Raw genomic sequence first — 24337 nt, 5'->3', positions numbered from 1 at the left:
ACTGGTGAATATTTATTGTGGTAGTTCGGGTATACTGTTTATTTTATCCAGGTCAATAGATGCATTAATAAATTCTTCCTGCTCAGCATCTGTTCCAAAATCCTCATAATATTTTTTAAAATTCATGGTGCCGCTTTTCTGCAGTTTAGTGGCATATTCTCTGAATGAGCTACAGGAAAAACGGGCATCACAGTTACGGCAAATGCGGGTGGCAAATTTGCTGTTGGTGCCATAGATTTTATCATCCAGTACCTTCAACGGTGGTGGGGTAAAGCAATGCTTTTCAATATTGTCAACCACCAAAGCAAAATCGTGAATGGTATCTTTTACATTATCTTCTTTATATGGAATTTCGATTACTGGTTCCCACTTCGTCAATTCTTTCTGAATCCGGGCTGTATCGCCTACACTTTCGGCTTCCTTTAGTGCATCCGGAATAACTGTTGAAATAACGGCAGTATGGTCCAATGGATTGCCCCGCAGGTTTTCCCAGATGTACGCATAGACATTGAGTTGCTTTTCATAGAGGTGCTTATTTGCCATCACATAAAAAGGATCATGTGTTTTTATATCGTACATCCACACTTCGTCCTCTTCCCTAACAATATCTACAATTCCTTCAATAGTGAAGCTTCTTCCATCGGGTGTTTTCTGATCAGGCAGGGTTAGCTTTACTTCCGTATCAGTTACTTTGGAAGCAACTTCTTTTAGTTTCCGATAATAGTACAGCACCTGGTTAAAGGCATCTTTTTGACCCGCTTCTGTAAGAGCATGACCTCCTTCCATCTTCAACAGCTCATAGTTCTGGGCAAAAATTTCCGCCAGCCTTTTTTCTATTTCCTGATCTGTCATCATACAGCAGCGTTTTTACGTTCATAAATTAATAAGTGATGCAGATCTTCAATCGTTTGGTGCACCAATGAGCCAAACAGCATTGTTTGGGAACGGGAAGGTACAAAGCCATATTTTTTGAAGATCATGTAATTTCTCGGGCATTTGTTATACAACAGATAGTCGGAAGTATAACTGTAGCTTTTGCCTAAATCCTGCTTCGCTTCATCTGCCACGGGTATATGCTTTAAATCAAGGTCAGCAATCTTCTGTAGTGGATAGTTTTCAAAAATGTTTTTGAAAATATCTGTGGCTGCAGCAGCATAAGTATATCGGGGCAATACCAAAAGGTTTTGCGCCCTGGAAAGACCCACATAAAACATTCGCATATTATCGAAGTGAGAAATACGATCTAAAGGTTCTCCTTCTTTATTCAATAAATGCCGCACAATTACTTCCTTTTTATCTGGCGGTTTCTCCCCCTTGTAAACAGCACCTAATACCACTACCGGAAACTCAAGGCCTTTTGATTGGTGAATGGTTAAAAAAGGAACCCTGCCTTTTGGAAAGGGATCATCTGCATCTTCGTATTCACTTTCACCAAGGCGATACAATGCATAAACGTACGAGGCGAAGAATACCCGAACAAATTTTTCATCTGACATGAAAGATGCAGTCAATAAAGTTCCGTATTGCTCCATGAACCGTGACAGGTATTGCGACAGCAAGCCAAGGTTGCAAACCGGACCTTCATCTGTACCGTCTTCTGCCAGCAGATACATGTCCCTGAAATGGCGAAAGCCATTTAGTTGATAGAATAAATCCAATACGGTCCAATCCAATGAGGTAGTACGGTTGATGATGTAATCAATGCTGTATGGTTTGTTTTCCTTTTCTTTTAGTTCAATAACTTTTCTGAAGTAAGAATTGGTGAGATTCTTTTTCGCTTTAGGTGAGAGTTTTGCCACTTCTGCGAAATCCCTGATCATAGAAAACTGGAAAGGGTCTTTTACATTCCATTTCTTCTTTTTAACCAACGCAAGCAGTAAATTGTAATCAGCTAAAGCGGTGGCTACATCGTTTTTTCTATCTTCAACATACTCTTTCAGCAGTTTATCTTCTTTCATTAAGTTATCAGCATATTGCATACATCCAATCATCCAATTACGGAATTTGATGATATTTTGGCTGCCCGTAGCGCCATAGTGAGGTCGATCGAATATTTTCAGGAACAATCCAAAGATGGCCCTTGCTTCATCTACCTCTACAAAACTTCCTGCACGTGGTGCGTAAACAGGAACGCCTAAATTTTCAAATGCTGCCTGAAAACCTGCAACCCTTGTATTAATTTCACCTCTGAATTTCATCGAGGGAAAGAGGAAAGCACATTGATTATAGTCAGTAATTTTCCCAGTCCGTTTTAAATCGACTACCAACTGGGCGATTTCAGCATATACGTTATCTGCTTTGTCTCTTTCTGAAACTACTACCGAAGGTTTGGCGTCCTTGCTGTGTGCCTTGATTACTTTATCATGTACACGGAAATGACTTCCCTTCTTTGTTGGATTTTTCCAGTCTGTTTGAACGATGAAATGTGTATAGAGGTCGACGATGTTTTTTCTTGAACGATAATTTATATCAAGGTCAATCCGTTTGGGTTTTATTCCAATATTCTGCTTGCATCTGTTTTCAAATTCAACAAGGTTTTCTACAGTAGCACCTCGAAAGCGATACAGGGCTTGGTCATCATCACCCACTACACAAATATTTTTTGAACCCTTCGCCAACGAAAAGTATAATTTCTCCTGAATAGCATTTGTGTCCTGGTACTCATCAATAATCAGGTATTTGAATACATTGCCGGAATGAGTGAAGTTTTCTATAGCCGTGAAAGCCTCTTGCTGTAACAGTGAAAAATCGACTTGTTTTGTGTTAGGGTTAATTTGAAGTGAATTTCTATAATAGGAATACATTTTTAATAATCCCCTCAAAGAAACGTCATTGGTTTGGACAGCGTCCGGGATGATATTCTCTTCAGAAAATCGATTAAAGAGGGCAATACATTCGGTTACCGCAACATGACGGGAATTGATCTCTTTGCCTAATAAATATTTTGTGATAGCGAGGTTAGCAGATTCTTCATCAGTAAATTCACCACTAACCCATAATTCCTGCCAAAATCTTTTTTGATAAATCTTAAAGTATTGCGAAAGGCTATCCATTAAAATGGGGGAATTTTTTCGAACACGTCCCGAAGAGAACCTTCTATCTGTTATCAATGATTGACAAATTGAGTGAACTGTGCCCAATGACATTTTCGAAATATCATAAGGCTTGCCGGTAAGATTAGTTACTGTTCCGAGGAGCGTACGCAGTCCATCTTTTAGTTGTTGAGCAGCTTTTTCAGTGAAGGTTGCCAGAAATATCTCTTCAGGCGCCACAGCATGAAAAACAATTAAATTTAATGTTCGCCACAGAAGTACCCTCGTTTTGCCTGAACCCGGACCTGCAGTAAGCAATAGAGGACCTTCCCCATAAAGAATGGCCTCCCTTTGATTGTCGTTCGGTGAAAACTTATGGATTGCCCATAATTCCTCGATTGTGATATTTACCCTCTTATTCATTTATAATGTAAAGGTTTTTGAAGAAATTTATCTTCCGTCCAAAAATCTTTCAAGTATTTTGGCTGATGGATAACTCGACATCGATGCAACCCCATTTGCTAATTCAACAGGAAATAAAGCTCCTTCAAATTTGCTACTGACAATTTCAGGCAAGGTGGCGAGAATTCGGTCTAAACCGATCAAATCAGTGGCAAGGGGGAAACTACCATCATCAACATAAATTCCTGTAGGCACATTCAACACCATATAAGTTCCTGGATCTATTTTTACAAAGAGTTTTTCTCCCCAGTTGGTTCTTTTACCATACGGGTTTGAGAGGTCTGGAGAACGGTAAACCTGGCGACGAACGTAGTCATGTGTTAGCGGAGCAAATGATAGTTTTTCCCCACGATCATGTGGGGCAACAGTTTGAACAATCGAAGCCAGATGATCAAAGAAAGCCCCGCTTTTTTCCTGTCCAATAATATGAAGTGGCCTTTTAATATTTTTAGCATGTTGAATAAAAGCTCGGATGTTGGGTATTAGCTTAGAATATTGGCTTCGTAAGGTTAATGGTCCGTCTTTTATAAATAAAGTCTCAGAGATAATGTTCTGGTCTGAATGGGACCATAACAAACGTATTGGAGTAAAAAGCATCAGGTGTTCCATTACTAACATGTAAGCAGAAGCAACCGAGTCCGGAGCGCTATCTTCATCCATATCTAAATGAAACCCGATCATGTCTGTAAGAAAGATTGGTTTATCACAGTCTTCGCAGTTGCCTTGGTCAGCATCAAACGGCAGGCCCTTGTCGTTTTTAAAATGGCAGTGGGGACATTCAAACCCGGGGCTATTAAATTCAGTAGTATCCCATTTTCGATACGATAACCATTTTAAAGTTTCGTAAAACACTCCGTTATCATCAACCTTTAAAGAATCATTTACTATGTTACGAATGGCGTCATAATTTGAGCCAAGTGATGTCCTTACGTTTTTAAGTGGGAAGACAGTAGCATGAAAAATTGCGCTGTCTCTTAAGATGTCCTGCATTAATAAAGGATGCGGATGTTCTTTATCAATTTTTTCAAGCTTTAATCTATCTACTGTAAGAAGTGCAGTCTTTACAAATGACACTTCTTTTTGAGGCTTTCCAGAGGTCTTAACTGCTACGAACGAACCGTCTACGGCCCAGATGTTTCTTAAAGGCAGGATATTATTCGCATCGAACTCCTGCCATATTTCAGTTGCTTCCTCTTCACTATTGAATTCTGCACTTTCGAAATCCTCGACCAACGATTGAACCCAGGGACTTTCAATGACGGAAATATGCCCTAGTTTAGAAGCCATTTCGCCAGGGAGGCGGGTTCCAGATGAGTAAGGCATGATAGTTAATTTAATGGTTTAACAACAGAAGCTGTGGCTTCGAATTTATTCGCTTGGATAGGGATGACAAATCGGTGTGACATGGTTAACATCCGCATGTACCCGGGGGTCTTCGCTTTTAAAATATCCTCTTCGCTACCGTCGAATGCAATTTGAACTCTGGACAATGCCCTTGTTTCATCCTGACTCGACAAATGACCTACAAAGAAGTTTTCCGTTTGTGCAAGTAATTCTTTATTAATTGTTGATGGCGACTGTGTCGAGTATATCATACCTACATGAAACTTAGCACCTTCTTTGGCGAATCGTGCATACACTCCTGTTAGATCTTTCCCGTCAGGCGGAAATAGGTTGTGTGCCTCTTCAAAATATAATTGGATAAAATGATCCTCCAGTTTATTTTCTACAAACTTTTTTTCCTGGTGCCCGAAAACCTCTTTGGAAATCATATCAGCAAAATACCTCCTGATCTGATCTGTAGCATTGCCAAGATCTAAGATCACAGTGGTCCCAACATCAATTAATTTGAGTATCTCAATTAAAAAATCGCCGGCATTGGGTGAATGGTAGGTGATGTAAGACCTTAATATCGAAGGCCCAGAACCAGAATTGGGATTTAAGAAGTCCAACATTGCTACATCATCAGCGTCAAAAATATCTTTTCCGCTACCTGATTTTAAAAGTGGACTGCTGCCATTATCACGGCGAAACTGGGCCATTACCTCCATTTCGGTAACAAGTTGATCTAATGAATCTGGCTGGGCAGGTGCGGCGTTTTGCCCTTGATGCAAATAAGCCTGAGTTCTTAAGTCTGCTTTAAATGACGGATTAAAGTTTTTGGCATTTCGGCTTGTCAGCCCGAGTGCCCTGAGCTTCCTTTCATCAGCTGGGAAACCGGCTTTTTTCAGAATCGCCCAAAATAATTGAACTTTCCTGATGGCCCTGCACTTATCCCCTTCTTCCATTGTAACAATGGAACTGATTGCAGGAAGCTTAACACTAGCAAAGCTTTTTATATAATTTGCATTTTTGTTGTCAGTTGCTAACATCGAGGCAATGACCTCGATAATGCTATCAGGTTGCTCGTAAAAATTTAATCTTAATGGGAGCGACGGTGTTTCAGCTCTCTCCGTAAGGGCATATACCTTGCAACGGTCCTCATACGCTGAGCGGATAGATTTGTTTCCATCTTGCGGATTATCATTTGCATATTCACCATTAATGTCAAAAATTATCTGACCAACATTTTTTTTAGTACCTGTAGTTTCTATCAGCCCCTGAGCAATTAGTTTTACGACATTCGATTTACCTAACCTTGTTTTTCCAAACATAGCCGTACGAGTTCCCATAAAGTCACGCATCGATATTGAAACAGGAATTTTTCCAGCTGCGCCTGGGCTGAACAATCCACATTCCATAGTTCTCAACACACCAATCGAATACTTATGATCGATATTTACCATTCCGTCTACGATTAACTTCAATAATTCATCATCGGGTGCAAAGACTTTGTACCTGTGAGCACTTACAACATTATTAACGTCACCCGAAAAAGCAAGCTTTTGATTGTCTCCTGGGTTTGCATAAAACATACCCAGCACATTACAGCTTAAAGCACCCCATTGTAATTCACTTTGTGTCCATCGGTCCAGTTCAGGCATAGACTTCTTATGAAGCTCAAAGTAAGTTTGTTGAACCTGCATTGTAAGAGGAGTTGGCGACACACCATTTACACGCAGCAAAGTAAAATGCAATGGTGTATTACCTGCATTAATGGGTGTCATAATGAGGAAAGAGCCACGGGGAATTCCTCCAACAGCAAGCTTATATGGGTCACTTGTGATTATTTTTGCTGTGTCGTACCCTAATTCCAGTACATACCCAACAAATCGCATTTTGTCTAATTGCTTTGCAGCCTCCATGCGTGCTTCCGTATCCAGAAAGCTTCTTAAAGATTCGATCGGATTGCCGCTGATAGATGTGTTATTTAACAATTGGGTTACAGATCCTTGAGACATTTTCATTTATTTGGATGTGATAAAATAACAAGTTCTTCAAATTGCTTACGATTGGCTCCATTAGCAGCTATTGAGGAGTATCTTGAAACAACCTGGAGATGGAAGCCAAGTCCTTCATACAACTCTTTGATGGAAGAATGATTAGCATTCGTTAGCACGATTTTTACGCCTCTATTTTTCGCTCTAAGCAAGGCTGCAGCTAATCTTTCTTGATCTTCCCATGAAAATAACTGTTCATTATATTTGATAAAGCCATTTAAATTATGTCTCACTGTGTAAGGAGGATCTGCAAAAACAAAATCACCGCTTTTTGCCTTGTCTATAACTACTTCAAAATCTGACTTAAAGATATCTGCTGATTGAAGAAGCTTTGAAATAGATTCAAAATTATCTGTGTCTAATAAGACGGCTTGTTTACTGCCAATGGGTACGTTAAACTCACCATTTTGATTAACACGATAAATTCCATTGAAACAAGTGCGATTCAAATAAAGCATTTTGGAACCCTGTTGGCACTCGCTGATTGTTTTCTTTTTTCTTACCTGATAATAATAATCCTCATTGTGTTTCCTTTGATGGTATTGAAGGCTCCTTTTGATGAATTTAAAATCGGTTTTTATGCTGCCATATACTGCAATGACATCAGGATTTAAATCAGAGAGGATGGCCTTGTTCGGCTTTAGATAAAAATAAACCGCACCACTGCCAAGAAAGGGTTCTATGTATGTGTTATAACTAGAAGGTAATAAATTACAATAGTTGTTTACGAACCAGCGTTTGCCGCCAGGCCATTTTAAGAATGGCACAATTTGTGGGTCAGAGTTTACCTTCAATTGCACGTTGAAATAATTTTTTGAGTGACATACTTTATTTTTATACTTACACTTCCATGTAGCACCAAATATACCCTTACATTTCGCTATCTATACATTCAGCCCTTGGATTTTTAAGTCCTATCTAAATTTCATACCTGTAAAGCAGTGCTGAGCTGTTGGAAGCAAATTGAACTGGTTAATTGTGAAGGCCAGTGGCGTTCGGGTTTGGGTAATTTCATGAACAGTTCAATTTAAAGAATTCGAATACAACTTCCTTTGAATTCACTAGTATTCTAATTACTGTGTTGTTTTAACGCATAACTGTGTGATTACTTTGATTGGATTTGAATCGAAATCCAATAGAATAAGTTTCATTAAACTTATTCCTCCAACAAAAAATCAGTTGGAATATGTTTCACTGTTTTGGCACCCATGTCTTTCAGTCGTTCAACCTGACGTGAAAAATTACCTTTGCCTGTTGACAGTTGCTTGTATGCATCTTCATAGGTTCGTTGAGCTGCGCCTAAGGAATCGCCAACTGATTTGAAATTGGATAGGAAGCCGACAAATTTTTCATAAATGGCACCCGCCTGTTCGGCTATTGCTTCTGCATTTTTGGTTTGTTTATCCACCTTCCACATTTCTTCGACGATCTTTAAAATGGCAAGCAGATTTGTTGGACTGACTAAAATAATTCCTTTGTCGTAAGCATATTTCCAAAGCGTCGGATCTGCTTTCAATGCTTCTAAAAATGCGGGCTCAATTGGAACAAACATCAATACATAATCAAGTGCTTTGGCATATTTCGGATAGTTCTTCCTGCTTAGTCCATCCACATGACCTTTTATTGCCCGTATATGTTCTTCCATCAGCTTCGCAGAATCTTCCGGAAGGTCGGCACTTATTGAAGCCTCATAAGCAATCAGCGAAACCTTTGAATCAATAATCACTTTACGTTCATCGGGGTAATAAATCGTCACATCGGGTTGCAGTCCTTTGCCGTTTTCATCTTTGATAATTATTCCTGCAGCATCTCTGATAAAATCCTGTACCTGGAAATGAAGCCCCTTGATCAAACCACTGTTTTCAAGAATAGTTTCAAGAATCATTTCTCCCCAATTACCCTGCAACTTTTTATTACCCTTTAATGCAGTTGATAAATTATGCGCCTGCTCGCTCACCAATTGACTACTCTCTACTAATTTCTGCACTTCACGACCAAGTGTAAAACGTTCTTTACTTTCTTTATCATAGGTTTCTTCTACTTTTTGTTTGAATCCGACAATTTCAGATTTCAGCGGATCCAGAATGGCCTTCATATTTTTCTCATTTGCCTCGGTAAATTTTTGCGTCTTCTCATCGAGAATCCCTTGTGCTAAATTTTTAAACTCAAAGCGAAACTTCTCACCCAACTGTTCTACATCCTGCTTCTGGGTTTCCAGCTTTTCATTAGCTGCATTCAACTGTTCCTTCATGGCAGCAAGTTGATTTAAAGCGGCTTGATAATCCAGCTGCAGTTGATGCGCCTTCGCTTGTTCCAGTTCAAGAACAGCAACTTTGCCGCTTATTGCCTGCAGGCGACCAAAATAATCCTCCCTTTCAACACTCAGTTTCTGATTGGATTGGACTAATTCATTATATGCACTTTCAAGTTGCCTGCTTTTTTCTGTTAACAAGGCGACAGATTTACCGGATTTGGTCTGGCTGATGAGCCAACCAATTAAAGCGCCTACGATTAAAGAAATAAGGGAGAAACTAATGTACAGGACAGATGCTGTCATAAAAGTGTTTTAATGAATAACAAATGTAACGGAGCAGATTGCAACCTATTTGCAAAGTGAAAATTGCGTCGTGTTAAACTATTTAACATATCGTAAAGCGATAAATACCGCTATTAACCCAGCCCACAGCACGGAGTTGCTGATCGATGTTATCACGGGCAAGTTGTTCGGGGTTTTGATTCAATGATTATCTGGGTTATTTCTGCAATATAAATAAGAAGCTATGAATAAGAAACAGGTGAAACACCCGAATTTACCTGAATTCGCATGAAAACACGCAAAAGTTTAGCGTGGTTTCATGAGATTTTGCGTGATACTGATAAACATGTGAAATCACATGATTTTACATGACAGCACAAATAGCCACATAAAATCACGAGAAAAAACCATGGATGAATTGTAGTATAATGTAATTTAAAGGGTGCAAAATAATCACCCCAACACACACCCCACCAGCATGTATTGTATAATTGATGATATTATTCCCACTCCACCGGCACGAGTTAAGCCTGCAAAAAGAAGCGATCATTCCAATAGAAGGTTGACCGCCTGTTACAACAGGGATCGAAAAGAGTACCTCATTGATTGCTTTTATTCTCCCTGCAGATCAAAATGTCATTTTTTGAATGATGAGTTAGGCGAAGCCATATTTAACATGGAAACAGAGGCGTTTATTGCCGCAACAAAGTTGTTAGACGCACATTACTTTAGTTTTTTGAAGAGGAAGATTGGACAATGGAAAAAACAATTTCCGGAATTTTAAACCTTTTGTGACCACAAATTGCTACACTGATTAACTTATATGTTAATTGAAAAGGCAAATGGTTTTGTGTCCATTTGCCTTTTCTTTTGAGATTGCTTTATAAGTAAATTTAATTGTCGGTTTGCTGGCTAAGCTCCTCATCGTTTCTGATGATTTCTGGTATAGCTGCAGCCAACTTTGACGCTTCTAATTTCTCTGTTAATATTAAGTTTTGTTTTCTGAGGCTATACAACAATTCGGTTTGTTGACGATACCTATAAAATAGGGCTATGGCTACCACTGATAATCCTGCTACAGAAATACCGAGCAGTATGAATGTTTGTGAAGATGAATCTTGCGGAGTAATTGACCGGATAAACGATCGATTAGAAAAGTTTTTCATTGTGTGGGTGTATTTGAATTTTGTGCGTAATTGTATTAACAGAAATAAAAAAACCAAAGTAAAAGAAACGGTGCTCATTATCGAAAACCCGATGTACAGCGGATCGACCTAAGTCAATTCCCATATGCTCTAGATGTTCCATAGTAATTTCCGGAAGATCCAGGCCATATAGTTGATGTAAACTTTCAGAACAGCTCTGGTGATAGATTTCCATTGCTTTAAAAATTGACTTCGCTTCCCGACGCTGCTCTGACCAATATTGATCCTTGCAGTTTTTTGTTGTACCGTCTGAATAGGTTTCTTTGGCACAAAACTTTTTTGTTTTGTGCACTTGATCGGCAATTGGAGAACCACAGTTCAGGCACCTGCGGTTCTCCAAATAAGTATAAAGAGGTTGATTCATTTTTTGAAATTTTAATAGTTGATGAATCAATACTCTGATTGAGAAGACTGAGCCTCCATAAAATCATTTAGCGATTTTCGATTTACAAAAATGCGCTTGCCGACCTTAACGGTTTTCACTTTACCCGATTTTAGGAAGTGATACATCTGCGTTGCTTTGTACCCGAGGAACTGCATTACTTCGGCACGAGGTATCCACTCAGCCAAAAGTGAACCGGTCAGTTGTGAGTTTTCTGTTGTTTTTGTCATGTTTAATATTTTAACTCCAAATGTCCATGATCAAAATATAACGATGAGAAGCAAAACTCAACGAAAACTTTACAAGCCTAGAATTCGCACTACTCTGCTCTTTTGATATTTCTTATAGTTTCCTTTGTAGAACGTTTTTTTTCTTTCAGGTCTATCTACCTGTTGTTCAAACTCACTTGCCGTGTACAGGTCAAACTTTAATCCAATCTTATCCTTTAACAGAAACAATAGAAGAGGATAAAATGCTGAATATTTCTCACCTTGCTCATAACCTGGGGCCAAGAGAGTCTTTTCGAATAACATTTTCAAATACTCGTCTTCTACCCTCCCTTTTGCAATCTTCCTTATAATCTTTTTAATTTTCTTCCCGGCCACTTCAGTTTTACCGTTTTCCAATTCGTAATCTACCAGATCGAACAACGGGTTTAATTTTTCATCTAAATCTGATTGGCTTTTTTCCTGGTTATCTTGTAGACTGTTATTCTTAGAATATTCTCTCCGACGTAAATAGTTTTCGAAATTATGATCGAAATCAAAACCATCTATGAGTTTTTGTAAGGATTCAGGGTTACTATCCACAAATCTTCCAGAATTTGCGATGATTGAAATAAATTCTTCTTTGAAGTAAGTCCCGATATTTACATTAATTGTATGCATACTTAGTAACGTTCCCATGTTAATAGGGATATAGATAATCCCAGAATTATTTATGTCTTCGATTTTGCTGGCAATATCGCTAATAGGAATATTCCACTTGTATGCATAAGAATCATTTAGCAAGTCGTCGTATGCATCCCGAACTTCATTAGAAAAGGTTAATGAATTTAATTGGTAGAACTCATAAAACGGGCCGATAAATTCTCGAAATTCGGTTTTATTCTTGAGCCCATTTATAATCTCTTCCTGAATAAATTGCGACTTTATCTCCTCAGAAATATTTTTATACTGGTCAACTTGATCTTCAAATATGTAACGATCAAACTTGTCCAGAATATCCTTTTCGCCTTGATAAGAAATATTCATTCTAATATATTTTCAGTTAAAAAAGTTTCAAATTTCGATTTCGCTTCAAACAAATCTTTTGAAGTTACAAAATCATAAACACTATCGATATCCCTCGGCGGAGCATGGCCCATCATTTTCTTAATCGTCGCCATATCTCTTATGCCAGATTCCCGTATTAACTGGCGGAAGCTGTGCCTGCCAATATTTGTGCTCAGGTTAAAAGGTATATTCGCTTTCGCACCAATGATTTTTAATTGCCGGTTTACATATTCGCCGACCCTATTGGGCACCAGGTTATCTGCGTTGCACATTTCCGGCAATTCGGCAAATTCATTTAAAATAGATTTTGAAAACTTATGTAAGAATATCAACACTTCTTCGTCCGACTTTTCTCTTCGCTTCCTGATCAACACTTCGCCATCGTCCCTTTTAAGTAACATAGATTTTTTAAGAGACATAACATCCTTAATTGAGAACCCGGTAAAACAACACAGCAGAAAAACATTTTTCGCAAGGTTTAAGCTATAGTTATCGCTACAATCCAGCACGTATATACGTTTTAATTCACTAATATCGAGTCGAGGTTTCTGTTTGCTCTTCGTGGTAATCTTTGTCCCGTATGTAGGATTCTCGGAAATCAATTTGAGTAATACTGCCCGGTTGAAGGCTGGACGTAATTTTTTTACGACACTCCCAGCTGAATTTGGTTTCATTGGCTTAGGTAACCTATTTCGATCAGTCATACTCTCATGAAATTTTACAAAAACGGTTCTGTCAAAATCTGTGAGTTTTATTTTAAGAAGCTTTTCTTTCACGAGGAATCCTTTTAGAATATTGTAGGCCGTTGTGAAATTCCGAGGCGTCCCGCGTCCCGCTTCCTGCTTCAAATTGTTTTAAAAGAACTTTTTGATAATAATCATCCAGATAGTTTAATAATAAGAGTCCATCTGACTCCTGCGCCTTATCACCATCGAAAACTTTGACAATATCAGACAACTCTAGTTTCCCTATTTCGCCATAATGGTCAGATAGAAACTTGTCAAACTTTTGTTGATAGTCGGAGATTATCCTGTTAAGGTAGGGCGTTGCACTGGGTTTAAATCGCCTCTTCAGGGGATCCCATAAGGCGGCCTGTTCGTTTGTTACCCGAACAATAGTCCGTTCAACCTTCTTTCGTCTAAAAATCAATCTGGCAATAATTGGCACCGTTCCATTTGGTAGTTTTTTTTGAACGGCCAATTCAAAAATTAAATTAGGCATAACCATGTCTTAAAAATTTTTAGTGAAACAACGATTTTCAGTGAAACATGAGTGAAGCAAAAACCTACGAAAACCGACTTCAAGCGAAGGTTGGGGCATTAAAAAACCCCTCATTCAGCCTGAAGTGAGGGGTTTTGAAGCTATTTAAAGCATTATTTGTGACCGCGTTAGGATTCAAACCTAAAACCTTCTGATCCGTAGTCAGATGCTCTATTCAGTTGAGCTACGCAGCCATTCCGTTTAACGGGCTGCAAATATAAGACGGTTCGTTTGAAATTTGAAATCTTTATCTCCTTCTCTTCAGAAAAATAAAAATCCCCCGTAAACGGGGGACTGATTTTATAAAAGCAAAAGATGGCTTAGAATCTGTAGCCGAGAGAAAGACCAAAACCTGTATTTCTCAGTGCTGTTTTATCATTGCTCGATCCTTCAATTTCAGGATTGATCTTCGCTAATCCCAATTGTGCATTTAACTGAACACTCAGTTTATTGCTCATTTCATAACCAACCAGCAGGTTAGCTCCTGCATCCATACGACGGAAGTAAGGGTCTGTAATTGATTCTAAAGCCGTAATGCTGTTTTTAAATTTGATCGTTGCTTTGTTATCATTGTCATCGGTCACCTTCCCTGCAATTGCAAAGCCTACATAGGGCCCCACACCCAGCAACATGTGACCGGTGCCAAGTGCCGGTTTAAATAAAAATGTAACAGGTATATCCAGGTAAGAAAGTGAAACATTAATATCTGTATCTTTTTCTTTTGCTCCTTTACCTGAAAACAATACGCCGGGTTGAATATAAAACTGATCGGCTAAGGGAATATCCACCAACACGCCTCCCTGGAAACGTGGTACCAGTTTGTTCTCCAGTTTGTCGCCGTCAAAATCCTTTCCGTTTATATTCTGCAGATTCACACCCGCTCTTATCCCGAAACTGATACCGGAAGCGGTTGTTTTTGTTGACTGTGCTGATGCTGTAATAAATGCACCTGATAAAATCAGGGCTGTAGAAAAAAAGATCTTTTTCATTTAATGCTTGGTTTAATTTTTTATAAATGGTTATACTGATTTATTTACTGTCCGCTGCCGGCTTCTTTCTTGGCGTCTGATTTCATTTTTTCATTCGCTGTGATCAGAAATTCAACTCTCCTGTTTTGCGCTCTTCCTTCTTCTGTATCGTTTGAATACTTCGGATGATTTTCACCCATTGCTCTCGGGTTCATACGTGAGTTGGGAATACCACGGTCAATCAGATACATCATGACTGAATTAGCTCTGCGTTGCGATAAGCCATCATTGTAGGCATCCGATCCTTTATTGTCAGTATGGCCCTGTATCTCGATGTTTGTATCAGGATATTTTTTGAGGATGCTTACAAACTCATTCAAACTTGTTTTTGCTTCTGATTTCAAGCCTGCCTGATCGTAATCAAACAATACTTTACTTTCAAATTCAATTTCAATACCCTCGCCAACACGTTCCACCTTTGCATTGGGAACATCTTTCTTGATTTCTTCGGCTTGCTTATCCATTTTCTTGCCGATCAACACGCCGGCAGTTCCGCCAACTGCGGCGCCTATAATTGTTCCTAAAGCAGTGTTACCTGATGCCCGGCCAATAACAGCACCAACTGCTGCTCCGCCTGTTGTACCTATAATGGCACCTTTTTGCGTTTTTGTCATTCCCTTACATGCGGCCAGTACAATACTCAGTGCAAGTATGTAATAAACGGCCTTACTTGTCATTCTCATAAAAAAAAAAATTTGTTCTACCCTCCTTTGCCAAAGATTGTGCCAGCAACCTCATTTTAAAAAAATAAGAGCCGCTTTCGGCGGCTCTTATGTAATTAAGTATGAATTACTTATTTAATCAGGTTGAGTGCATTCAGCCACCCGCTTCGTTTACCTGCCCACCCGCTTACAAAGGCTTCGGGCTTTAACCCGCCTTCCAGGTTTTTCAACAAACCGGTTGCCTGTGTCATGGTCTTTACAGTATTGGCTGTGCTGATGAGGTTCTGCACATTGAAGCCCTGTTTAAACAGTTCGGGCTTAATAAAACCCGCTAATGATGCAATGGATTTTCCAACACCAACAGCATCTTTTACTTTGCCGGCTGTGCTCAGGAAATTCCCTTTGGCACCCGTCCACGAACTGAGAAAAGAAGCTGGCTTAATGGCATTGGTAAATTGTGTTACAAGGTTGCCGATACTGCCGCCACCGGAAATTTTCGGAAGCTGAGCAAACCCTGTTACTGAAATAAACAGCAACAGTGCAAATGCGAAGGTGAATTTTACGTTCATAAACAGATAATTTTAAATCATAATACAACTTAAACCGGTTGATGGTTCGGGTTAACAAAAAAAATTATTCCACGCCCGGTTGTTTCAATTGCCAGCCGGTTTTTTTCTTTTCATCAAGCACCATTTGTTTTACATCTGCCAGCAGTTTCTTAGCATCATACACAATACCATCTTTAATGGTGAATTTAACTCCGCCTGCACGTATCACTTTATTTTCTGCATTCAGTTGCACTGCACCTGTGCCATATAACAGTTGAAGATTCTCTAATGGATTTACATCAATGATAACAAGATCGGCCAGCTTCCCTGTTTCAATACTGCCGATCTCTTTTTCCATACCCAATGCCTGCGCACCGTATAATGTTGCAGAACGTATGACTTCTAATGGATGAAACCCTGCCTCACGCATCAACTCCAACTCACGGATATAGCCAAAACCATAGGTTTGATAAATGAAACCGTTGTCGCTACCGGTTGTTACACGTCCGCCACGGTTTTTATATTCATTGATAAACGTCATCCACAACCGGTAATTTTCTTTCCATTGCACTTCCTGCTCTGTGCCCCAGCTATGCCAGTAACTGCCATGCGATACTCGACTTGGTTCATAGAATTTCCAGAGTGATGGCAAGGTGTAATCTTCGTGCCACTCCGCTCTTCTGGCACGTTGCAGGTCACGGTTGGCATCGTAAATATTAAAGGTGGGATCGAGTGTAAAATCAAGTGCCAGTAATTCATTCATCACTTTGTTCCAATGATCGCTGTAAGGTGCAGCTGCCTGTTTCCATAACTTGCCTGCTTCTTCAAAACGATGTTGTTCATTGCTGTAATTATAACTGAGTGGATATTGCTGAATGGTTTGCTGTGTAAACAACGCTTCGGGCAAACCATACCAATGTTCCATTGAGGTCATACCTGCTTTTGCAGAGTTCACCACGTTCCATCGTGCCACATCCATTTGTGCATGATGACAACAACTGCGTAAACCGAGTTTTTTATTTTCACGGATGGCCGCATCCATAATTTCAGGAGCTGCTCCAAAAAATTTAATGCCATCTGCTCCCTTCTGTGCATTTTCTCTCACCCATGCAATGGCTTGTTCAGGTGTGGAGATAGGTTGTTTACTTCCCTGTCCAAAAGCAGTATAAGCAAACAATCGTGGTGCTGTAATTTTATTGGCAGCACTTAACTTTTTTTCTTCCAGCACCCACTCGAGACCGTTACCACAGGAAGGATCACGAACAGCAGTGATGCCATGTGCCATCCACAGCTTGAATACATATTCAGCATTTGCACCTTGTCCTGTGCCACCAATATGTCCGTGCATATCAATAAAGCCGGGCAATACATAATGACCTTCAAGATTCATTTCTTTGCCGCCTTCTTTCAATTTTGGCCGGCGTTCATTGTTAATGGCAACACCTGGGTAACCAACATTAGCAATCTGTACAATTTTGTTTTTCTCAATCACAATATCAACAGGACCCATTGGCGGCGCACCTGTTCCATTGATCATAGTTACTCCACGAAGGATGAGTTGTGTGTAGGGGCCATCGCCTTCACTTTTAATGGGGGCTTTTGCTACCTGTGCGGTAACGGCTGAAAACATGCAAACGAATGCAACCACAGTTGTAATTAATCTCATAGCAATTTTAGTTATGCTGAAATTTACAACTATTCAGATAACAGACGTTGTTTTGCATCACCGTTTACATAAAACAGTGATGCATACAGTACATTAAAATGATCAGAATTTTTCGCCGGGGAAATACTTTGTCATCAGCGCCTTAAATGCAGGCGTGTTACGGATCAAGGCAAATTCTTTCTGGCTCCACACCTCCCCACCTTCACCGTATTTCAGCTTTAAGGCACTCTCCAGTGTTGAAATTGCTTTTGCATCATTCTTTAATGCAGCATATGAAACAGCTAAATAATAGAGGCCTGCGCCATTTTTTGCATTTGCTTTCACCAAACGTTCCAGGAAAGGAACGGCCTTATCATATCGGCCGGTATTAATGTGTACCAAACCACTAAATAGAAGCGGATTTTCATAAACTGAATCGAGCTTTAATGCTGATTCATAATAAGGTAAAGCTTCATCAAATTTTTGCTGAACATAAAACAGGTTGCCGAGGTTATTATAAGCTCTGAATAATGACTTATCCAGTTCAACTGCCCTTAATAAATACACTTTTGCTGAATCGTATTGTTTGTAACGGAGATAAACCACACCTGCACTGTTGTGCAGATCTGCGATCTCCGGCCTTAACCTGATGGCTTCGTGCAAATACCTGATGGAAGAATCGGGTTCACTCATATCTCTGAACAGATCAGCCATATCAATCAACACAGATAAGTTTTCATTATTGAATTGATAAGCCTGCCTGTAATTTTCAAGAGCAAGTTCAGGCTTATCCTGTTTTTTATACAACAATGCAATGCTGTTATAGATCTGCGCATTGCCGGGACTTAATGCAAGCGCCCTGTTCAAACAAAGCAAAGCGGAATCATATTGACGTGTACGTTCATACACTGCTGCAAGGTTGCTGTACAACGATGAATTAAGTGTATCGAATTTAAGTGCGGTAAGAAAATATTTCCTGGCTGAATCTGTTTGATTTTTCCTGTAGTAATAAACACCAATGGAATTATAAGTTCCTGCATCACCTGCATCCACATCAATCGCTTTATTAAAATACACATTGGCAGAATCAAACATTCTTGAATTCTGGTAGAACGTAGCAAGACTGATGTATGCGTTCTTTGATGTTGGATTCATGCGGATGATCTTCTGCAGATAAAAAGCAGCAGAATCGGCACGACGGCCTTGCTCATGCAATCTTGCCAAATCAAGATAAGGTTGTGTATAGTTTGAATCGAGTTTTATTGAACTGTGATAATAATGTAAAGCCGAATCAGGAAGATTGATCTCTTTAAAGAAGTTACCGAGCAACTCGTAAACGTAAGCTTTGTCAGGATAATAATTTACACTACGCAGGTAAAAGATACGTGCAGAATCGTAACGCTTCATGGCGCCATACACTCTGGCCAATCCGTTGTAAGCATACACAAAAGAAGAATCTTTGCTTACAGTTTGGTTAAAGAAATCAATTGCTTCTTTATACTTTCCTTTATCCTTCATTAACCAGCCAAGGTTATTGAGTGCAGATACGTTTGAAGGATCGAGCTGCAATCCATTTCGGTACCAGTTTTCTGCTTTCTCTACCCTGCGCTGTTGAAATTCAAAATAACCAAGATCAACATAAGCATCAGCATTCTTCGGATCAACTGAAATGGCCTTTTCATAATACGTACGGGCAAGATCAAAACGCTTCATTTGTGTATAAGCAAATGCAGCGGTTGTATATGGATAGCGCCACTTCGGTGCTTTACTGATCGCTTTTAAACTGTAGTAAACCGCACTGTCAGGCTTTTTCAACTGTAACTGTAATGATGCAATCGTATGCAGCACATAGGCAGCATTGCTATCCAATGCATAGGCCTGGTAGATAAGATCTCTTGCAGCCTGCATGTTGGTGATATTATTCTTACCATCAAAATAACTTCTTGCCTGGAAGAAATATAATTTCCCTTTCAATGATGTGATCAACGCCTGTTCAGTAGGCTCAACAAGATCAATGGCTTTCTTCATCATCATGGCCACTTTTTCAAAATCGAGTCCCGCAATATATTCAAGCCGTTCAATGCCCGATTGAATTTCTTCGCTGCGGTCATTATCATCCAGCTGTGTTCTTATTTGCTGAATACCCGCTGCATCTTTTCCACTTAAATATAAATTGATCTTGCGTTGTGCGAAATTGATGAACTCGGCAGCAAGTGTTTGTTTAGCATCAATCGTCAACACATCATCGGGAAAAAATTTCTGCAACTGATCAAAATAAAAATTAGCAGAACTGTCGCCGGTGAGTTTATTGTTTTTGATCGATTGGCTAAATTGACTGTAGATCCTGATAATATTTGTATCGGCAAGTGTTGCTCCTCTGCCCCTCGCACTTACAACCATGTCGTTAATGCCATCGCCATCTGTCATACCACTGAGATTCTTGCTTTTCTCCCATTGAATTAAATAAGCACTGTCAACATTGGCTACATATTTCCGGCCGGCATCATCACAACAAATAAATGGCTCTTGTTTGCGTTTATATTTCTTTTCTGCAACCACGGGCACTTTCGATAATACATAGGAACGCAATTCAACCAATGTAATGATGCCATCTTTTCCTTCGTATCCATCTGCCAAACCACTTAAACCATCAACAAGGTAATAAGTAAAAAGCCCATGTCCGGTACCGATAGTAGCATCTTCCATCGATTCCTGCCCTGCTCCGGTGGCAAGCATGATCACCTCACCTGCTTTGCGTTCAGAAATGGCTGAGTTCAGGATCTGTTGTCCATCAGTACCACCGGGTAATTCGTTTGTGCGACAAGCATCCATGATCAAATAGATCTCTACATTCTTGCGGCTAAGTTCTGCAATACGACTTTTCAGGTTGTACAACTGTATACTTCCTGTTACAATGTAATTGTTCTTGTCGCCTGCCGGGTTACAGTCGTAGGTGAGAAAGAAATATTCATCCTGGTTAATGGCATCGCCGTGACCAGCTAAATAAATGTATAAGCGATCGCCTGACTTTAAATTTTTCTGACGCAACCAGGCCATTCCTTTTACCCAAAAATTTGCTGAGGTTGCCTGTTCGTTTACCAAAAACAACATTCTGTCGTCAGGAATACTTCCTGCACCGGCTGATCGTAAATAATCACGAAATAAACCTGCATCGCTGTCGGCATATGATAAAGGACGAATATGCTGATAGGTGGAGATACCCAGTATCATAGCATAGCTCTGTCCGGTTTTAGGAGCGGTACTTGTATCTCCTGCAGGTGCAGTGACAGGGGTCTGAGCTAATAATATTTCTGTGTGAAGTGTAAAAAATGCAGCGCACAGAAAAAGCAAGGCTTTACAATTTCGCATATATTCGAAGGCGAAAGTAGGTAAACAGATTTAAGAAGACAAGTATCAAACTAAATGCACTCGCCCCAAAAACCACCAACCGGCAAAAAATCATCTTCATTTTTTAAAAGAGCCTATCAATGGCTTTATCATTTTTACCTGCGTTATCTATTTAAGCGGGACACGATCCTGTCCACTTTTTCCGTGTTTATTGTTATTGGATTGTTTTCATTGTTACCGTTAAACACAAGTATCCTTAATCCATTTAAAACGGCACTGAAAGATCTTGACTTCAATGATATCTCCTATTCAGTACTTAATAAAAATGCGAATACACCCATTGATAACAGGATCGTTATCCTGAATATCGGCAATGCCGACAGAATGGGTCTTGCGTTAATGATCGAAAAAATCAGGATTGCAAATCCGAAAGTTATTGGACTTGACGTTGAATTTAATGGCCCCAGAGAACCGCAAAGTGATTCATTGCTGAGACATATGATCGGCAGCACACCTAACCTGGTGATTGGTTCTAAACTCGATTGGACGAAGAAGACAGAACCTGAAAACATTGGCTACTTTGGAATATTCACTTCTAACAGAGGCTACGTGAATTTAATTGGTGAAGATGGCGGCACGATCCGAAATTTTTCTCCGTTTGAGAAGAGCAAATACAAAAATGAGGTTTACACAAGTTTAACCGCAGCACTTATTGCAAAGGCAGACAGTGCGGCATTTATAAAATTAAAAAACCGCAAACGTGAATACGAGGTAATACACTACAGCCGCAACATTGATCAGTATATGCTGATCGATGGCAACGATCTGTTGGAAGACAATGTTTCACCTGATCTGTTTAAAGATAAGATCGTGTTGATGGGCTACATCAATCCCGATCCGTATAATGTGGAAGACAAACATTTCACACCGCTTAATAAACAGTTTGCCGGTAAGTCGACACCCGACATGAACGGTATCGTTATCCATGCCAATATTATTTCGATGATCCTCGATGGGAAATATATCCGGGATATACCATCGGGCATCTTCTGGGTAATTACGATTCTTATCGCCTGGCTGCACGTTGCCCTTTTCATGCGATATTATATTGAGGAACATATCTGGTTTCACCTGGTGGCAAAACTTGCACAGATTTTCTTTGCCATTCTTTCGGTTTACATCGGCATTATGTGTTTCGACTGGTTCAGTATTAAAATTGATACCAAAATATCGCTGATTGTGATTATCTTGGCAATCGATATAATCTATTTCTACGAAGCGCTTGCCGTATGGCTCCATACAAAATTTGGTTTTCAAACCAGTTTTCATTCAAAATCACACTAAAAACATGAAGCACATCCACATTCTCCTGTTGTTCACTCTTTACAGTGTTGCAACCCAGGCGCAAAAAGCAAATTCATTTCTTATCTACTCTGTAAAAGGTTCTGTTTCTGTTCTGGAGAACAGCAAAGGCACCAAAGCACAGATCGGGAAACTGCTCGACGACAAATCAAAACTTACCGTTGGTGCCAACTCGCTGATCAGCATTATTTGTAATGAAAGCAGTTTGTTTTCCATTACAAAGCCCGGAACTTATACAATGGCACAGTTCAAAGACTCTTGCATGTCGAACAAAAGTTCCATTACATCAAACTACCTGAAATTTATCTGGAACCAGCTTACTACGCCAAAAGGAAGCCCGGAAAAAAACCGCAAAAGCTACATGAACAATGTGGGTGCGGTAAGCCGTGCCAATATCAGCATCTGGATCGACTCAAGGCTTGATACCATTAATTATTATTCAGGCGAATTTCCTGTTTCATGGAAATGCTATTCTGATGCCGATGAATTTACATTCGACATTTACCAGGACCATGAAGGAACAAAACCTATGTTCCAAAAAGTTGTAAAGAAAACAACTGTACCTATTTCAGATTTCGCATCGAAGCTGAAAAAAGGAACGCCATACTACTGGCAGGTGAATGTGAAGAATGAAGATCCTGAAAAACGTAAAGTGATTTATGTTTGGGACAAAGCTTCATTCGAAAAATTAGTAGCTCAATTACGCAATGCAGAAAAGGGTTCTGAAACGCCTGCTGAAGAAAACTTCAGGATCGGTTTCTTACTTGAGTCTGCCCGTTTTTATTCTGATGCATATGGTTACTATCAGAAAGCTGCTCAGTTAAATCCTGAATTGGAATTATATAAGAAAACACTCGAAGCATTCCGTAAGGATTATGCTATCGGACAATAATATTATTTTCCTGATTTTTCATGAACCGGTTGCAGTAATGCAGCCGGTTTTCTTTTGTGTAAAGAAAATTGGAGCAATCAATTCTGTTCTTCCGAAATTTACCGCTCAACAGTTTAATCACCCTTCTCAAGTGAACACATGAAGATCCGTTTCTGGAGTATTGGCAAAGCACATGAATCTTATGTAAAAGCAGGTGTGGAAGATTTCACAAAACGCATCTCTAATTATTACCCGGTTGAGTGGACCATTATTCCTGTGCCAAAAAACTCGGGAGCAATGAGCGAAGCTGATTTGAAAAAGAAAGAAGGCGAAACCATTCTTGGCATGTTACAGAAAGATGATTACCTGGTAGCGCTGGATGAACGGGGTAAACAGATCAGCAGCGAAGGCTTGGCAGAGTTTATCATGAAACGTGGAAATGAAAGTGTAAAGAATCTTGTGTTCCTGATTGGTGGTGCATATGGGATTGATGAAGCGGTGATGAAAAGAGCAAACTACAAATGGAGTTTATCGCAGCTTGTTTTCCCACACCAGTTAGTGCGCCTGATCCTCGCTGAACAGGTGTACAGAGCTTGCAGTATTAACAGGAATGAAAAGTATCATCATAGTTAAGCACGATTGCTCATTGCCTATTCACAATTGACAATTGCCCATTTCTCATTAGTTTTGAAAACAAACACATAGATAGCATGGATTTTACAATTACGGTCATTATCATCATCATCACTTGTATCATCTCATTTACAGCGTTCAGCAGTGAAAAGATCATCAACGATCTTATCTTCTGGCCACCGATGATACAGGAGAAAAAACAATTCTATCGTTTTATTACTTCAGGTTTGATACATGCCGATATTCCCCATCTTGCATTTAACATGATCACCTTATATTTCTTTGGCCGTTTGGTGGAAGAATACCTGTTCATCCCAAGAATCGGGAAGACTGGTTATCTGCTTTTCTATATTGCAGGCATCATCGTGTCGGAGATACCTTCCTACATCAAACATCGTAACAATTACAGCTATCGTAGCCTTGGTGCATCGGGTGCAGTTACTGCTGTTTTATTTTCGTTTATTCTGTTGGCACCATGGCAAACGATCTATGTTTTCTTTCTGCCTGTACCTGCAATAATTTTTGCTGCTTTGTATGTTGGTTACTCCATTTACATGGATCGCAAAGGTGGCGATAACGTAAATCACAGCGCACATTTATGGGGAGCGGCCTGGGGTGTTGTGTTTACTTTATTGATGGAGCCCGATATTATTAATCGCTTCATTGATCAGTTGATGCATCCTAACTTCTAAATGCAATTTGGCTAGCT

General features: G+C 39.6%; 21 protein-coding genes and 1 tRNA gene. 4 read left to right on the top strand and 18 right to left on the bottom strand.

Annotated features, from left to right (window positions below; translation table 11 throughout):
- Positions 1-12: 12 nt before the first annotated feature.
- The 18 genes from H4075_RS09925 to H4075_RS09840 all read right to left on the bottom strand — a co-directional run bounded on the left by H4075_RS09925 (position 13) and on the right by H4075_RS09840 (position 20765).
- A complete protein-coding gene (locus H4075_RS09925) occupies positions 13-855 on the bottom strand; it encodes a PD-(D/E)XK nuclease family protein (RefSeq protein WP_182806357.1) in 843 nt (280 codons plus the stop codon).
- Entirely contained in the window at positions 852-3455 is a 2604-nt protein-coding gene (locus H4075_RS09920) for a UvrD-helicase domain-containing protein (protein ID WP_182806356.1), read from the bottom strand. Before H4075_RS09920 ends, H4075_RS09925 begins: the two co-directional genes overlap by 4 nt.
- 27 nt (positions 3456-3482) lie before the next feature.
- Entirely contained in the window at positions 3483-4817 is a 1335-nt protein-coding gene (locus tag H4075_RS09915) for a hypothetical protein (RefSeq protein ID WP_182806355.1), read from the bottom strand.
- Between the two features lie 5 nt (positions 4818-4822).
- The gene (locus H4075_RS09910; protein ID WP_182806354.1) at positions 4823-6835 is read right to left on the bottom strand and encodes an ATP-binding protein; all 2013 of its coding nucleotides are present in this window, start codon (positions 6833-6835) and stop codon (positions 4823-4825) included.
- A gap of 2 nt (positions 6836-6837) precedes the next feature.
- Positions 6838-7674: a DNA adenine methylase gene (locus tag H4075_RS09905; protein WP_220494931.1), complete on the bottom strand. Its 837-nt coding sequence runs from the start codon at positions 7672-7674 to the stop codon at positions 6838-6840.
- Between the two features lie 356 nt (positions 7675-8030).
- The gene (rmuC, locus tag H4075_RS09900) at positions 8031-9431 is read right to left on the bottom strand and encodes a DNA recombination protein RmuC (RefSeq protein ID WP_182806353.1); all 1401 of its coding nucleotides are present in this window, start codon (positions 9429-9431) and stop codon (positions 8031-8033) included.
- An 872-nt stretch (positions 9432-10303) separates the two neighbouring features.
- Positions 10304-10576 carry a hypothetical protein gene (locus H4075_RS09895; protein WP_182806352.1) on the bottom strand — a complete coding sequence of 91 codons (273 nt, stop codon included), beginning with the start codon at positions 10574-10576 and terminating at the stop codon, positions 10304-10306.
- On the bottom strand, positions 10560-10979 hold the full coding sequence (locus tag H4075_RS09890) for a hypothetical protein (RefSeq protein ID WP_182806351.1): 420 nt from the start codon (positions 10977-10979) through the stop codon (positions 10560-10562). The genes H4075_RS09895 and H4075_RS09890 overlap by 17 nt, the downstream gene beginning before the upstream one ends.
- Before the next feature lie 26 nt (positions 10980-11005).
- Complete coding sequence (locus tag H4075_RS09885; RefSeq protein ID WP_182806350.1) at positions 11006-11227, bottom strand: helix-turn-helix domain-containing protein; 222 nt, start codon at positions 11225-11227, stop codon at positions 11006-11008.
- Between the two features lie 69 nt (positions 11228-11296).
- Positions 11297-12250, bottom strand: a complete 954-nt coding sequence (locus tag H4075_RS09880) for a hypothetical protein (RefSeq protein WP_182806349.1) — start codon at positions 12248-12250, stop codon at positions 11297-11299.
- Complete coding sequence (locus H4075_RS09875) at positions 12247-13119, bottom strand: phage integrase SAM-like domain-containing protein (protein WP_182806348.1); 873 nt, start codon at positions 13117-13119, stop codon at positions 12247-12249. Before H4075_RS09875 ends, H4075_RS09880 begins: the two co-directional genes overlap by 4 nt.
- Positions 13028-13492, bottom strand: coding sequence for a hypothetical protein (locus H4075_RS09870; RefSeq protein ID WP_182806347.1), 465 nt, complete (start codon positions 13490-13492; stop codon positions 13028-13030). The genes H4075_RS09875 and H4075_RS09870 overlap by 92 nt, the downstream gene beginning before the upstream one ends.
- 159 nt (positions 13493-13651) lie before the next feature.
- Positions 13652-13725 (bottom strand) — tRNA-Arg (locus H4075_RS09865).
- Positions 13726-13851: 126 nt separating this feature from the next.
- Positions 13852-14520, bottom strand: a complete 669-nt coding sequence (locus H4075_RS09860; RefSeq protein WP_182806346.1) for a porin family protein — start codon at positions 14518-14520, stop codon at positions 13852-13854.
- A 44-nt stretch (positions 14521-14564) separates the two neighbouring features.
- Positions 14565-15242, bottom strand: a complete 678-nt coding sequence (locus tag H4075_RS09855) for an OmpA family protein (RefSeq protein ID WP_182806345.1) — start codon at positions 15240-15242, stop codon at positions 14565-14567.
- Between the two features lie 110 nt (positions 15243-15352).
- The gene (locus H4075_RS09850) at positions 15353-15790 is read right to left on the bottom strand and encodes a Rossmann-fold NAD(P)-binding domain-containing protein (RefSeq protein WP_182806344.1); all 438 of its coding nucleotides are present in this window, start codon (positions 15788-15790) and stop codon (positions 15353-15355) included.
- 64 nt (positions 15791-15854) lie between these two features.
- Positions 15855-17435, bottom strand: a complete 1581-nt coding sequence (locus H4075_RS09845; protein ID WP_220494929.1) for an amidohydrolase family protein — start codon at positions 17433-17435, stop codon at positions 15855-15857.
- Positions 17436-17537: 102 nt separating this feature from the next.
- Positions 17538-20765, bottom strand: coding sequence for a tetratricopeptide repeat protein (locus tag H4075_RS09840; protein WP_182806343.1), 3228 nt, complete (start codon positions 20763-20765; stop codon positions 17538-17540).
- Between the two features lie 72 nt (positions 20766-20837).
- On the opposite strand from H4075_RS09840, the gene H4075_RS09835 reads away from it, so the two are divergent.
- The 4 genes from H4075_RS09835 (at position 20838) to H4075_RS09820 (ending at position 24320) form a co-directional block, all read left to right on the top strand.
- The gene (locus H4075_RS09835; protein WP_182806342.1) at positions 20838-22106 is read left to right on the top strand and encodes a CHASE2 domain-containing protein; all 1269 of its coding nucleotides are present in this window, start codon (positions 20838-20840) and stop codon (positions 22104-22106) included.
- Positions 22107-22110: 4 nt separating this feature from the next.
- The gene (locus tag H4075_RS09830) at positions 22111-23016 is read left to right on the top strand and encodes a hypothetical protein (RefSeq protein WP_182806341.1); all 906 of its coding nucleotides are present in this window, start codon (positions 22111-22113) and stop codon (positions 23014-23016) included.
- Positions 23017-23154: 138 nt separating this feature from the next.
- The gene (locus H4075_RS09825) at positions 23155-23628 is read left to right on the top strand and encodes a 23S rRNA (pseudouridine(1915)-N(3))-methyltransferase RlmH (RefSeq protein ID WP_182806340.1); all 474 of its coding nucleotides are present in this window, start codon (positions 23155-23157) and stop codon (positions 23626-23628) included.
- Between the two features lie 77 nt (positions 23629-23705).
- Positions 23706-24320 (top strand): rhomboid family intramembrane serine protease, encoded by a 615-nt coding sequence (locus H4075_RS09820; RefSeq protein ID WP_182806339.1) that lies wholly within the window; start codon positions 23706-23708, stop codon positions 24318-24320.
- Positions 24321-24337: the final 17 nt, after the last annotated feature.

The organism is Lacibacter sediminis, from assembly GCF_014168535.1.
Taxonomy (GTDB): Bacteria; Bacteroidota; Bacteroidia; order Chitinophagales; family Chitinophagaceae; genus Lacibacter; species Lacibacter sediminis.
Note: the sequence above shows the minus strand (reverse complement) of the source record. Positions and strands in the feature narration are given on the sequence as shown.